At 73.1% G+C, this 12,426-nt stretch carries 12 protein-coding genes; 5 read left to right on the top strand and 7 right to left on the bottom strand.

What is annotated here, in order from left to right; all coding sequences use genetic code 11:
- Window positions 1-10: 10 nt before the first annotated feature.
- Together AB0H75_RS23615 and AB0H75_RS23610 are read right to left on the bottom strand one after the other, a co-directional pair.
- Entirely contained in the window at window positions 11-1,795 is a 1,785-nt protein-coding gene (locus AB0H75_RS23615) for a PP2C family protein-serine/threonine phosphatase (protein ID WP_367799412.1), read from the bottom strand.
- 141 nt (window positions 1,796-1,936) lie between these two features.
- Complete coding sequence (locus tag AB0H75_RS23610) at window positions 1,937-2,086, bottom strand: GPGG-motif small membrane protein (RefSeq protein WP_020543887.1); 150 nt, start codon at window positions 2,084-2,086, stop codon at window positions 1,937-1,939.
- A 69-nt stretch (window positions 2,087-2,155) separates the two neighbouring features.
- Between AB0H75_RS23610 and AB0H75_RS23605 the strand changes: the two genes are divergently transcribed.
- Complete coding sequence (locus tag AB0H75_RS23605; protein ID WP_367799409.1) at window positions 2,156-3,109, top strand: TIGR03557 family F420-dependent LLM class oxidoreductase; 954 nt, start codon at window positions 2,156-2,158, stop codon at window positions 3,107-3,109.
- A gap of 20 nt (window positions 3,110-3,129) precedes the next feature.
- On the opposite strand, the gene secA2 is transcribed toward AB0H75_RS23605, so the two are convergent.
- From secA2 to AB0H75_RS23585, 4 genes are all read right to left on the bottom strand, one after another.
- Complete coding sequence (gene secA2, locus AB0H75_RS23600; RefSeq protein WP_367799407.1) at window positions 3,130-5,313, bottom strand: accessory Sec system translocase SecA2; 2,184 nt, start codon at window positions 5,311-5,313, stop codon at window positions 3,130-3,132.
- A gap of 181 nt (window positions 5,314-5,494) precedes the next feature.
- Window positions 5,495-6,403, bottom strand: coding sequence for a DMT family transporter (locus tag AB0H75_RS23595; RefSeq protein WP_367799405.1), 909 nt, complete (start codon window positions 6,401-6,403; stop codon window positions 5,495-5,497).
- 182 nt (window positions 6,404-6,585) lie between these two features.
- Window positions 6,586-7,401, bottom strand: a complete 816-nt coding sequence (locus tag AB0H75_RS23590; RefSeq protein WP_367799403.1) for an SAM-dependent methyltransferase — start codon at window positions 7,399-7,401, stop codon at window positions 6,586-6,588.
- A gap of 110 nt (window positions 7,402-7,511) precedes the next feature.
- Window positions 7,512-8,594 (bottom strand): acyltransferase family protein, encoded by a 1,083-nt coding sequence (locus tag AB0H75_RS23585; RefSeq protein ID WP_367799401.1) that lies wholly within the window; start codon window positions 8,592-8,594, stop codon window positions 7,512-7,514.
- Window positions 8,595-8,727: 133 nt separating this feature from the next.
- Between AB0H75_RS23585 and AB0H75_RS23580 the strand changes: the two genes are divergently transcribed.
- From AB0H75_RS23580 to AB0H75_RS23570, 3 genes are all read left to right on the top strand, one after another.
- Window positions 8,728-9,072 carry a PRC-barrel domain-containing protein gene (locus AB0H75_RS23580; RefSeq protein ID WP_367799399.1) on the top strand — a complete coding sequence of 115 codons (345 nt, stop codon included), beginning with the start codon at window positions 8,728-8,730 and terminating at the stop codon, window positions 9,070-9,072.
- A 108-nt stretch (window positions 9,073-9,180) separates the two neighbouring features.
- Complete coding sequence (locus AB0H75_RS23575) at window positions 9,181-9,555, top strand: VOC family protein (RefSeq protein ID WP_367799397.1); 375 nt, start codon at window positions 9,181-9,183, stop codon at window positions 9,553-9,555.
- Between the two features lie 168 nt (window positions 9,556-9,723).
- Window positions 9,724-10,608 carry a DMT family transporter gene (locus AB0H75_RS23570; protein ID WP_367799395.1) on the top strand — a complete coding sequence of 295 codons (885 nt, stop codon included), beginning with the start codon at window positions 9,724-9,726 and terminating at the stop codon, window positions 10,606-10,608.
- On the opposite strand, the gene AB0H75_RS23565 is transcribed toward AB0H75_RS23570, so the two are convergent.
- Window positions 10,583-11,770, bottom strand: coding sequence for an FAD-dependent monooxygenase (locus tag AB0H75_RS23565; RefSeq protein ID WP_367799393.1), 1,188 nt, complete (start codon window positions 11,768-11,770; stop codon window positions 10,583-10,585). The genes AB0H75_RS23570 and AB0H75_RS23565 overlap by 26 nt on opposite strands.
- 85 nt (window positions 11,771-11,855) lie before the next feature.
- Between AB0H75_RS23565 and AB0H75_RS23560 the strand changes: the two genes are divergently transcribed.
- Window positions 11,856-12,410 carry a TetR/AcrR family transcriptional regulator gene (locus AB0H75_RS23560; protein ID WP_367799391.1) on the top strand — a complete coding sequence of 185 codons (555 nt, stop codon included), beginning with the start codon at window positions 11,856-11,858 and terminating at the stop codon, window positions 12,408-12,410.
- The last annotated feature ends 16 nt before the right edge of the window (window positions 12,411-12,426 follow it).

The following is a 12,426-nucleotide window of genomic DNA, read 5'->3' as shown; positions in this document are numbered from 1 at the left end:
CGTGCCCCCGCTAGAGCACCCGCGCCGCCATGACGCACACGTCGTCCTCGGCGTGGTCACCGCCGAGCCGGCTCAGCAGGCAGTCGATCATCGCCTCGGGATCGTCGCCGACGCAGAAGCGCGCGGCCTGCACCAGCGCCTGGATGCCGTCGTCCAGGTCCGCGCCGCGCCGCTCCACGATGCCGTCGGTGTAGAGGACCAGGACGTCGCCGGGCCGGAGCCGGGTCGTGGTCGGCTCGTACTCGGCGGCGTCGAACGCGCCGAGCATCAGGCCGGTGGCCCCGGTCAGCGCCTCGGCGCGGCCGTCCCTGACGAGCACGGGCGCGGGATGGCCGGCGTTGGTCCAGCAGTACGTGCGCTCCTTCGGGTCGTAGTGGCCGACGATCGCGGTCCCGGTCACCGTGACGCCCTCGTTGCCGTGCACGATGAGGTCGTTCAGCCAGGTGGTGAGCTGCCCGGCGGACGCGCCGGTGTAGGCCAGCCCGGCCAGGCCCGAGCGCATCTGGAGCATGAGGCTGGCCGCGGTCAGCCCGTGCCCCATCGCGTCGCCGATGCAGAGCAGGACGCGGCCGTCGGGGATGAGGCGGGCCTTGAACCAGTCGCCGCCGAGCCGGGTGAGCTGCTCGCCGGGCAGGTAGCGCACGCCCACGGCGAGGTCCGGCAGGTTGAGCAGGCCGCGGCGCATCGGCAGGATCGTGTTCTGGAGCTGCACGGTGACCCGGTGCTCCTCCTCGGCGCGCCGGCGCTGGGAGCTGGCCTGCTGGTGCGCCACGGCCAGGGCGCGCTCCCTGCGGCGGCTCCTGGTCACGTCCTGGGCCAGGCAGCGGACCTTGACCGGCACGCCGTCGGTGTCGAGGATCGGCTCGCTGAAGACGCTCAGGTGACGTACGCCGTGGCGGTGCTGGATGCGGTATTCGGTCTCGACCGCCTCGCGGTGCTCCAGCAGGGAGCGCATCTGCTCCTCGACGAGCGGCAGGTCCTCCGGGACCACCATGCCCGGCAGGTCCTCCAGCGCCATCGGGCCCTCGGCGCGGTCGCGGCCGAACATCTCGTACATCTGGGAGGTCCACAGGGTGCGCTCGGTGGCCAGGTTCCACTCGCCCCAGCCCAGCTCGGCCAGGCGCTGGGCGCGTTCCCAGCCGGAGACCAGCAGCTCCTCGTCGTCCAGGGCGCGCCAGCTCACCAGCAGGCCGTCGTCCACGCGGGCCGCGCGCACGCTGAGCGTGGCCGGCCAGAGCAGGTGGTCCACGACCTCCACGAACTCCAGGGGCTCGCGGCGCATCGGCTCGCCGCTCTCGTACGCCTCGATGTAGTCGTCGAGCAGGCCGGAGCCAGCCACGCCGGGGCTGGCCGTCATGAGCCGGCGCCCGGTCAGCTCGGCCGCCGTGACGCCGGCGGGCGTGCGGGCGTGCCGGTTGGCGGCCAGGATGCGGAAGTCGACCACCCGGCCGGCTCCGTCGGCGACCGGGAGGAGATAGAGGGCGGAGGCGTGGACGGCCTCCAGCATGCCGCGCACCCAGGCGGGCACCTCCGGCGGCGCCGCCGGCTGGTCCTCCGGCGGGCGCTCGACGCCTTGGGCGATCTCGACCAGGTCGAGTCCGCTGTGCTGAGCCATCCTGGCGAGCTGCTCGGCGGCCTCGCCCGGTCGGATGTTCATCTCGGTGGCGAGCCGTGCCGTGGCCTCGTCGAGGATGGCTTCCCTGCGCATGTGGTGACGCAGCCTGGCCAGCTGCTCACGCACTCTCGCCGTGGCCGCACTGGTCTCGTAACGGCTCAACGGCGGGTACTTGCTCACATAGCTGTCATGCCCTGAGGGGCAGTGACAAAGTTCGTTTCAGACTCTTCTTTAGTAAACAAACGGTGTGGAGCCGCTGGGCCGCTCTCGGAGGACCGGCCCAGCGGCGGTACGGAACAGAGCTTCGGGCGGCAGGCGCCCCTAGACATTGAAGATGCTGACGCCACCCGGGCCGACCAGGAACCCGAGGACGATGAGGACGATCCCCCACAGGAGGTCGCGACGGGCCAGAATCACGTAGATCCCGGCGATGACGAGGATTACCGCGATGATCCAGAGCAAAGTAGCCATGCGCCTTCACTGCCCCCAGCGGAGGCTCCATAACATGTTTTTCAGCGGACCAAGGGGCAGGGTCATTTCATGACCACTTTCGGCTATTTCCTGTCCTGCGAAGAGCACGGCCCGAAGGAGCTGGTCCGGCAGGCCAAGGCCGCCGAACGCGCCGGCTTCGAGGCCCTGTGGATCTCCGACCACTTCCACCCCTGGCTCGACGAGCAGGGCCAGGCCCCGTTCGTCTGGTCGGTGATCGGCGCCCTGGCCGAGGCCACGTCCCTGCCGATCACCACCGCCGTGACCTGCCCGCTGGTCCGCATCCACCCGGTCGTCGTCGCCCAGGCCGCCGCCACCACCGCGGCGCTGACCGGCGGGCGCTTCCGGCTCGGCGTGGGCACCGGCGAGGCGCTCAACGAGCACGTCGTCGACTCCCGCTGGCCGCCGCTCAGCGAGCGGCTGGAGATGCTGGAGGAGGCCGTCGAGATCATGCGCGAGCTGTTCACCGGCAAGCTCGTGACGCACCGGGGCCGCCACTACAACGTCGACACCGCCCGCCTCTACACGCTGCCGGACGAGCCGGCCCCCATCTTCATGTCCGGGTTCGGGGAGAAGTCCACCGAGCTGGCCGCGCGCATCGCCGACGGCTACATCACCACCATGCCGGACGCCGACGCGGTCAAGCGCTTCCACGAGGCGGGCGGCGCGGGCAAGCCGGTCTGCGGCGGGCTCAAGGCGTGCTACGCCACCGACGAGGCCGAGGCCCGCAGGACCGTCCACCGGCTGTGGCCCACCCAGGGCATCAAGGGCGAGGCCTCGCAGCTGCTGCCCCTGCCGCGGCACTTCGAGCAGCTCGCCGAGATGGTCGGCGAGGACGAGGCCGTCGGCTCCAGCCCGGTCGGGCCCGACCCCGACCAGCACCTCCAGGCGATCCGGCAGTACGTGGACGCCGGCTTCGACGAGGTCTACGTCAGCCAGATCGGCCCCGACCAGGACGCCTTCTTCGACTTCTACGCCAAGGAGGTGCTGCCCCGCCTGCGTTAGAGGGGGAGGCGGAGGCCGGGTCAGCCGCGCCGGGCGGCGTTCTTGACCCGGCGCAGGATGCGGTCCCACTCGGTGCCGAACGGGTTGTCCTGCACCAGGTACGTCCACGTCGCCGCGGGCCGCCTCAGGTCCGGCTCCGGCGACTCGAACGCCTCCAGCGAGCGCCGCTCCACCTCGGCCAGCAGCGACTTGTACTCCGCCACGGCCTCGCGGTGGAACTCGTCGATGGGGCTCATGCGGCCCAGCGCCCGCAGGTGGATGCCCTCGCGCAGGTCCTGGAGGAAGGCCAGGTGCTCGGTCCAGCAGGTGTCGATGGCGTGCAGCACGATCTGCCGGGCCGTCTCGTCCCTGGTGTCCTCGGGCAGCTCCGCCCAGCGCTCGGCGTCGGCCGCCTCCAGCGCCCTGGAGGCGGCGTCGCCGTGCAGGACCTTGTCGCGCCACTCCAGGATCAGCTCGCGCTGCTGCTCCAGCAGCCGGGTGTAGCGCCAGGTGTTGCGGTGGATCTCCAGGTTGACGCCCTCGGCGACGCGCTGGGCGTGCCCCACCAGGTAGGCCCCGCGCCGGTGCCGTACCACGCCGTCGGGATCGGCGGCCGGCGGCCGCTCGTCGGGGACGAACTGCGTGATCAGGTCGTCCTGCATGCTGACGAAGAAGACCGAGCCGCCCGGGTCGCCCTGGCGGCCGGCCCGGCCGCGGAGCTGGTCGTCCAGGCGGCTGCTGGCGTGGCGGCCGGAGCCGATGACGTACAGGCCGCCCAGCTCGGCCACGCCCTCGCCGAGGCGGATGTCGGTGCCGCGCCCGGCCATCTGGGTCGAGACGGTGATCGCGTCGCGCTCGCCGGCCCGAGAGATGATCGCGGCCTCCTCGGCGTCGTTCTTGGCGTTGAGCACGACCGGCTCCATGCCGCGCCGCTGGAGCAGTCTGGCCAGGTTCTCCGACTCGGCCACGTCGAGCGTGCCGATGAGGATAGGCCGGCCGGTGGCGTGGACCCGCTGGATCTCCTCCACCAGCGCCGCGTCCTTGTCGGGGACGGCCGGGTAGATCCGGTCGGGCTCGTCCTCGCGTACGCACGGCCGGTTGGACGGGATCACCGCCACCTTGAGGCCGTAGAACTCGCCGAGCTGCTCGCTCACCGCGACCGCGGTGCCCGTCATGCCGCAGATCTGCGGGTAGCGGCGGATCAGGCCCTGGACCGTGATCGAGTCGAGGATCTCGCCCTTCTCGCTGGGCGGCAGCGCCTCCTTGGCCTCCACCGCCGCCTGCAGGCCGTTGGGCCAGCGCTGGAGCAGCGCCACCCGGCCGCGCGAGGGGTTGATGAGCTGCACCTTGCCGTCGCGCACGATGTAGTCGACGTCGCGGGTCAGCAGCGCGTGGGCGTGCAGGGCCAGGTTGAGCTCGATGAGCGCGCCGGGCTCGTTCTCGTCGTAGAGCTCGACGCCGAGCAGGTTCTCCACGCTGTCGGCGCCCTTGGGCGTCAGGTAGACGTTGCGGGCCTGCTCGTCGATCTCGTAGTGGTAGCCGCGCACGAGCTGCCTGACCAGCGCCGCCATCTCGGGCACCGCGTCGCCGGGGTCGGCCGCGCCGGCCATCACCAGCGGCACGCGGGCCTCGTCCACGAGCACGGAGTCGGCCTCGTCGATCACCGCGACCTCGGGGGCGGGCACGATCAGCTCGGCGGCGTCCGTACGCAGGCGGTCGCGCAGCACGTCGAAGCCGATCTCGCTGACCGGCCCGTACGTCACGTCCTTCGCGTACGCCGCCCGCCGCTCCTCCGGCGAGGAGTTCTGGTCGATCCAGCCCACGCTCACGCCGAGCGCCTCGTAGAGCGGCGCCATCCACTCGGCGTCCCGGCGGGCCAGGTAGTCGTTGACGGAGATCACGTGGACCCGCTTGCCCTGCAACGCGTAGCCGGCCGCGGCCATCGCGCCCGACAGCGTCTTGCCCTCGCCGGTGGCCATCTCGGCCACCTTGCCGTCGAGCAGCGCCAGGGTGCCGAGGAGCTGCACGTCGTACGGCCGCAGCCCCAGGGTGCGGTCGGCGGCCTCCCGCGCCACGGCGCAGAACTCGGCCAGGTCGCCCATGCCGGGCCTGGGCAGCTCGGCCAGCCCCTTGATCCGCTCGGCGCGCTCGCCAGCCGCCTTGACGACCTTCTGGTAAGGGGTCAGGGGGACGCCGCCTGGACGGTCCAGGAGATTCCTGAACATTCCCTTGAATGAGGCCACAGTTCCTCCAACGCACGCTTCGCCGTCACCGTTCCCCCGATGGCGGGGTGGGAGCGCAGCGGCGACGCGGGCGCGCGCCGCCGTACCGGACCTTAACCCATCCGGCCGCGTGGACCGATCGACTCGCGCCGCCGCCCCTGCTCCGCCCCCGCCCGGGCCCGCCTCAGCCGGTCTCGGGCCGGGCCGCGAGGACCGCCACCGCCGCCAGCAGCAGCGCGCACCCGCACCAGGCGAGCGGGGCCAGCCGCTCGCCGAACAGCAGCACGCCGAGCAGCGCCGCGCCCACCGCCTCGCCCAGCGAGATGATCGAGACGGTGGTGGCGCGCAGCACCGTCAGCGCGCGGAAGAACAGCCCGTACGCCAGCGCCGTCGGCACCGCGCCCAGGTAGAGCAGCAGCGCCACCGAGGCCGGGCTCACCTCCGGCACCACGTGACCGGTCAGGGCGAACGGCGCCAGGCAGGCCGCGGCCACGACGAAGCCGCCGGCCGCCGTTCCCGCCGGGTCGTCGTCGCGGCGGTGGCGGGACAGGAGGGTCACCCCGGCGTAGCCGGCGGCCGAGGCGAGCGCGAAGCCGATCCCGGCCGCCGCCGAGCCGCCCGCCCCGGGCCCAGTTCCGTTCAACGCGGCGCTGTTCGATACGGTCCCGTTCAACGCGGTTTCGGCCGTGAGCAGGACCAGCCCGGCCAGGGCGGCGGCCAGCGAGCCGAGGGCGAGCGCGCCGAGCCGCTCGCGCAGCAGGAAACGGCTGCCCAGCGCGGCGAGCACAGGCGTGGCGCCCATCGTGACGACCGTCGCCACGGCCACCCCCGCGCGGTCGATCGCGGCGAAGTACGCGGTCTGGTACAGGGCCATCCCGGCCCCGATCGGCACCACGCGCCGGCCGAACCGCGCGGGCCGGGGCGCGAGGGCCAGCAGGAAGGCGGCGCCGAGCAGGTAGCGCCACAGGGACACGCCGACGGGGCCGAGCCCGCCGAGGTCGAAGAGAAGGGAGCCGGCCGCGCCGCCGGTGCCCCAGGCGGTCGCGGCCACGGACACGTAGACGGCGCCCCGCCGGGCGGAGACATGGGTCATGACAGGAGCTCTCCGGAGGAGGTGGTGGAAAGGGGCCCGTACGCGGGCAGCGACCACCCCCGGATCACTCGGATCGGATCCGGAAAGTCCGTGCGAGGCCGCCCGCTACAGGGCGGGCGGCGGGGAGCAGATCAGACGTCGCGGCACGACGCCCAGCCTAGCGACGTCCCGATCGGCGAGCATCACGGTTTACGGGCCACGCCGCCGAGGAGCAGCTCCTCCCAGGGCGCGAGCGGCCCCGGCACGCGCTCGTCGGGCCGCCACTCCGGGAAGTGCACGACGCCCGGCTCCTCCAGCGCCAGCCCGTCGAAGTAGGCGGCGATGACCTCCCTCTCGCGGAAGTAGCCGGTGCCCATCGTGGCCTGGAGCAGCACCTCCAGCGCCTTGGCCTTGGGGCTGGGGGAGGCCATGAAGTTGGAGGCGGCCAGGTAGCTGCCCGGCGGCAGGGCCGCCATGTAGCGGCGCACGAGGCCGTGCGGGTCGTCCTCGTCGGGGAACAGGTGCAGCAGCCCGACGGCCATGATCGCGGTGGGCCGTGACAGGTCGATGAGCCGGGTCAGCGACGGGTGCCCGAGCACGGCCGCGACGTCGCGGGCGTCGGCGGTGATCGCGTCGGCGTACGGGTTGCCGTTCATGATCGCGCGGGCGTGCGGCTCGACCATGGGGTCGATGTCCACGTACACCACCCGGCAACCCGGATCGGCGAACTGGGCGACCTCGTGCGTGTTCTCCACCGTGGGCAGCCCCGCGCCCAGGTCCACGATCTGGCGGATGCCCGCCTCGCGCACCAGGAAGTCCACGACCCGGCCGATGAAGGCGCGGTTGCACCAGACGAGATCGACGACCTCGGGCACCGCGTCCTTGAGCCGGCGGGCCACCGAGCGGTCGGAGGCGAAGTTCTCCATGCCGCCGAGCAGGGCGTCGTGGACCCGGGCCACGCTCGGCCGCGACGGGTCCACGCCGGGTGGGGCCCACTCTCGCGGGCTGTCGAGACTCACCTGACCCCCTCGTCGCGCTCGCTCCGATGCGCGGATCGTATCCGCACCCGGCGCCCCGATGCCCTCTCTGGCGGTCGTTTGTCAGGAGAGTCAGGCCGGGATGTGGGCGGTCACGCGGCGGGCGCCCCGGCCGGGAGCGCCCGGGGCGCCGGCGCGAGGAGCAGGCGCCGCAGTACGGGCGCGAGCGGCCGCTCCACGTACCGGTGCACCGCGTACGCCGCCCCCAGCATGGCCAGGACCAGCCCGGCCACCAGCACGTGCGCCTCCACCCGCCCGCCCAGCCTGGCCAGGACGACGAACCCGACGTGCGCGTGCAGCAGGTACAGCGGGTACGTCAGCGCCCCGGCGGAGGCCAGCCACGGCCGCCCGAGCCGCCGGGTGGCCCGCAGCGCCACGAGCGTCATGACCAGGAAGGCGGCGACCACCACGGCGGTGACGACCACGGGGGAGTACTCGACGCCGTAGCGCCGCCCGACCGCGTCGGCGTACCCGAGGGCCCGGTGGACCGCGTTGCCCAGGCAGATCGGCACCAGCAGCGCGATCTGCGGGCTCGGCCCGAACCGGTGGAGCAGGAACAGCGCCATCCCCGCGATGAAGTAGTGCGCGAACTCCGACTGCACGAGCAGGTCCGCCGCGCGCGGCAGCAGGCCCGCCTCCACCGCGAACGCCAGCCCCAGCCACGTCCACATCCCCGCCAGGACCCGGGCCCGGCTCGTCCCGACCCAGGTGAGCAGCAGGACGACCAGGTAGAAGCGCAGCTCGGCCCAGAGCGTCCAGTAGACGACGTCCACGTTGGGGACGTCCGGCACCGCCTGGAACATCGTCAGGTTCGCCAGCACCTGCGGCAGCGTCACCCGGAACAGCCCGTGTCCCAGCGCGGCCGTGACCAGCGCCGTGACCGCGACGCCCACCCAGTACGCCGGATAGAGCCGCACCACCCGCGACACCAGGAACCGCCGGGGGCCGCGCCCCCACGCGCTCATCAGCACCACGAACCCGCTGATCAGGAAGAACAGGTCCACGCCCAGGTAGCCGTACTTCGACCAGCCGCTCTCGGCCGCGAGGACGACGGGGCTGGTCCCGCCGGCCCAGCCGGAGAAGGTGTAGTGGAACAGCACGACGGCGAGCGCCGCCAGCAGCCGCAGCCCGTCGATCTCGTACAGCCGTCTCTGCGCGACGGCACGGTTCTCCATGACGGCACGGTGCGCCCGGCCGGTTGCGGGCGGGTTGACGGCAAGTGCTTTGCAAGACGTTTAGGCGGCCGTTGCCCGGTAAGTCGGAGGGAGCCCGAGGAAGAAGACGAAAGAGAGAGAGGAGCGAGCTCTCATGGAGCTCTGGGACTATCGACCTGACGTCTACGACCGAGGCCAGAGCCTGGATCTCGTGGGCTACCACGTCCAGGCGACGGACGGCAAGATCGGGTCCATCGACGAGGCGACGTACGACGTAGGCGAGAGCTACGTCATCGTCGACACCGGCCCCTGGATCTTCGGCAAGAAGGTCATGCTCCCGGCACAGGTCATCACGAGCATCGACCCCCAGGAGCGCAACGTGTACGTGGCGCGCACCAAGGCCGAGATCAAGGACGCACCGGAGTTCGACGAGGCCCGGTTCAAGGAGCCCGACTACCGCGCGGGACTCGGTGACTACTACTCCCGGTTCCCCCGGTAGCTCCTGACCTGCCGTGAGAGGGGCCGCGCCCGCAAAGGGCGCGGCCCCTCGCCGTTCCCGTTCCCGTACCTGACAAAAGATGGCAGGTACGGATGGAACGCTGGAGCCATGACGACGAAGGCGAAGCTCCTCGCGGTCAGCATCGACTGCCCCGAGCCCAGGAAACTGGCCGAGTTCTACCACGGGATCACCGGCTGGGAGATCACGTACGCGGAGGACGAGTACGCCGCCGTGAGCGACGGCACGACCAACATCTACTTCGGCCGCGTCCCCGGCCGCGAGCCGGCGGCCTGGCCCAGCGACCACAAGCAGTTCCACCTGGACCTCCAGGTGCCGGACGTGGAGAAGGCGGCGGCGGAGTACGTGGCGCTCGGCGCCACCCGGCCCGACTTCCAGCCGGGCGTCACCGAGGAGGGGACGCGCTGGATCGTCCTTCAGGACCCGGCGGGCCACGCGTTCTGCGTCTGCCGCGAGACGTCCTGAAACATCTGCGGTGAGGCGCCCCGCGAGGGGAAGATGTCGGTGCAGGTCGCGGGGGCGGCCGAGCGATATTTAGGCAACGATCCGCCGAAAGTATGATTCGCACGCTCCACGAGCCTCCTAAGCTGGAGCAATGCTCGTGGAAGGATCCCTGCCCCTGCGTGGGCGCCCATGACCTGGGCCGGCCTGATCATCGCCCTGGTGGGCGCGCTGGGCTACGCCCTGGGCGCCGCCCTGCAACAGTACGAGGCCGTGGCCGAGGGCGCCTCGCTCAAGCTCGTCCGCCGCCCCCGCTGGTGGATCGGCGGCGTCATCGGCTTCACCGGGGCCTGCCTGCACGCCGTGGCGCTCAGCCTCGCCCCGCTGGTCGTGGTGCAGCCCATCAGCGTGGCCACGCTGGTGTTCGCGGTGCCGCTGGCCGCGTTCCTGTACGGGCGCAGACCGTACCGGGCGGAGATCATCGGCTCGCTCGCCGTGGCCGTGGGGCTGCTCTGGCTGATGCTGCTGGTGCCCGAGCACGACGTGACGCCGCGTCTCGGCAACGGGAGCGCGCTCGGGTTCCTGGCCGTGATCGGCGGGATCGTGCTGGTCACGCAGCTCGCGGCGGCCCGGATGCACGGCCCGGGGCGGGCGATGCTGCTGTCCGTCGGGGCGGGCGTGGTCACCGCGAGCGTGTCCACGTTCGTGCGGGTCGTGGGCGGCGGCATGGAGGGCGACTGGGGGCGGCTCGTCCATTGGTTCACCCTCGCCGTGCCCGTGCTGCTGGTGTGCGCCGTGGTGCTGCTTCAGCGCTCGTACGCGGTGGGCTACTTCGGCATCGCCTACGCCGGCGTGCAGGTCGTCGATCCCATCACCTCGGTCCTGGCGGGGGCGCTGCTGCTCGGCGAGCCGCTGCCGACCAGCCCGGCCACGGCGGTCCCGGCGATCCTGGCCGCCGCCCTGACCATCGGCGGCACGGTCACCCTGGGCCGCCTGGCCCCCGACCACACCCGCCCGGCCGCCTCCGCCGCGGCCACGGCGCCGAGCCCGGTCACGGCCGCCTCGGACGCTCACTGACCGCCTGCCGCTCCTGGGAGGCCGCGGGCGGCTCGCCCGGGGGGCGCCAGGCCAGCACCTCGTCCAGGGAGCGCACCAGCAGGTCCGGCATCATCCTCGCCCCCAGGGACACCGCGGCGTCACGTACCCTCACGGCGACCGGGTTGCGCAGCTTGGTGGCCCGGCAGACGCTCCACGACCGCCGCGCCACCTTCCGCGTACGCGCCAGCCGCGCCGCCGTGTAGGCGCCCAGATCGCCGCCGGCCGCCGCGTGCGCGAGCACCACGGCGTCCTCGATGGCCTGGCAGGCGCCCTGCCCGAGGTTCGGCGTCATGGCGTGGGCCGCGTCGCCCACCAGCACCGCCCTGCCCCGGTGGTAGGCGGGCAGCGGCTCGGCCAGGTGGTGGACGTCGTTGCGGATGATCCGCGCCGGGTCGGCCGCCCGCAGCAGCGCCGGGATCGGCTCGTGCCAGCCGCCGAAGCGGCGGATCAGCTCCTCCCGCTCGTCGGCGAGCACGGCCCCCTGGGGCAGCACGTCGGTGGCGTACACGTAGACGAGGTCGCCGGCCAGCGGGCTCACCCCGAACACCCGCCCCCTGCCCCAGCTCTCGGTGCTGCGGATCTCCAGCTCCCCCCGGGGGACCAGCCCGCGCCAGGCCGTCACCCCCGAGTAGGCCGGGCCGGGGTGCCCGGGGAACATCGCCCGCCTGACCGGCGAGTGGATGCCGTCCGCGCCCACCACGAGGTCGGCCCGCAGCTCCTCGCCCTCCTCGGTGCGGACCACGCCGCCCTCGGGGTCCACCCGCGACACGGCCGTGCCGAGCCGCAGGGCGTCCGGGCCGAGGGCGTCCACCAGCACCTCCATCAGCCTCGCCCGCAGCATCACCACCACCGAGTCGTCGTACCGGCCCGCGGCGGCCTCGGGCGTGGTGCGCATCAGCCACCGCCCGTCGGCGCGCTTGATCCCCACCTGGCCCTGGATCCTGGACAGCGCCCGGATCCGGTCGCCGAGGCCGAGCGTGTCGAGCGCCTTGAGCGCGTTGGCGGAGATCGCCAGCCCCGAGCCGACCGGCTCGATCGCGGGCGCCCGCTCCAGCACGCGCACCTCCCAGCCGCGCTGCCGCAACGCGATCGCGCCGGCCAGCCCGCCGATCCCGGCTCCGATGACCACTGCCTCCGGCATGTCAGGTCCTCCCGCTCACTACGTCTGTAGTGACAGGCTACTACGCCTGTAGTCCGCCCGCACTACCGCTGTAGTATCGACTTCCGTGAGACGCTCGGACCTCGTCGCGGACACCGCCATCGCCCTGCTGGCCGAGCGCGGCATGCGCGGCCTCACCCACCGGGCGGTGGACGAGGCGGCGGGCCTGCCGCCCGGCTCCACGTCCAACCTGGCCAGGACGCGGGCCGCGCTGCTGGAGCTGACCCTGGCCCGCCTGACGGAGCTGGAGGCGGCGGTGCTCGCCCCCGCCCTGGAGGCCGAGACCCTCGACCGCGCCGCCGCCCCCGGCCTCCTGGCCCGGGCGCTGCACGCCCAGCTCCAGGACCGCGCCCGCACGCTGGCCCGCTACGAGCTGGCCCTGGAGGCCACCCGGCGCCCCGAGCTGCGCGCGATCTACGACCGCGCGGGCCGCCGCTTCCGCGACCCGGCCGTCGCCCTGCTCGCCGCCCTGGGCTCCGCCGCCCCGTCCCGCCACGCCCGCCAGCTCGTGGCCTTCGGCGAGGGCCTGATGTTCGACGCCATCGCCGGCGCCGGCACCACCCCCACCCTGGACGAGCTCGGCCAGGCCGTCGACGACCTCCTGGCCGGCATGCTGCGCTGAACGCGCGCCCGTCTCC

It is taken from the genome of Nonomuraea sp. NPDC050783, from assembly GCF_040802095.1.
Lineage (GTDB): Bacteria > Actinomycetota > Actinomycetes > Streptosporangiales > Streptosporangiaceae > Nonomuraea.
The sequence above is the reverse complement of the archived record's forward strand: the minus strand, read 5'-3'. Positions and strand labels throughout refer to the sequence as shown.

Coding starts and splice junctions, on each gene's coding strand:
- AB0H75_RS23610 (WP_020543887.1), bottom strand. CDS start 2,086: ATGGCTACTTTGCTCTGGATCATCGCGGTAATCCTCGTCATCGCCGGG.
- AB0H75_RS23575 (WP_367799397.1), top strand. CDS start 9,181: ATGACGACGAAGGCGAAGCTCCTCGCGGTCAGCATCGACTGCCCCGAG.
- AB0H75_RS23605 (WP_367799409.1), top strand. CDS start 2,156: ATGACCACTTTCGGCTATTTCCTGTCCTGCGAAGAGCACGGCCCGAAG.
- AB0H75_RS23585 (WP_367799401.1), bottom strand. CDS start 8,594: ATGGAGAACCGTGCCGTCGCGCAGAGACGGCTGTACGAGATCGACGGG.
- AB0H75_RS23580 (WP_367799399.1), top strand. CDS start 8,728: ATGGAGCTCTGGGACTATCGACCTGACGTCTACGACCGAGGCCAGAGC.
- AB0H75_RS23565 (WP_367799393.1), bottom strand. CDS start 11,770: ATGCCGGAGGCAGTGGTCATCGGAGCCGGGATCGGCGGGCTGGCCGGC.
- AB0H75_RS23570 (WP_367799395.1), top strand. CDS start 9,724: ATGACCTGGGCCGGCCTGATCATCGCCCTGGTGGGCGCGCTGGGCTAC.
- AB0H75_RS23595 (WP_367799405.1), bottom strand. CDS start 6,403: ATGACCCATGTCTCCGCCCGGCGGGGCGCCGTCTACGTGTCCGTGGCC.
- secA2 (WP_367799407.1), bottom strand. CDS start 5,313: ATGTTCAGGAATCTCCTGGACCGTCCAGGCGGCGTCCCCCTGACCCCT.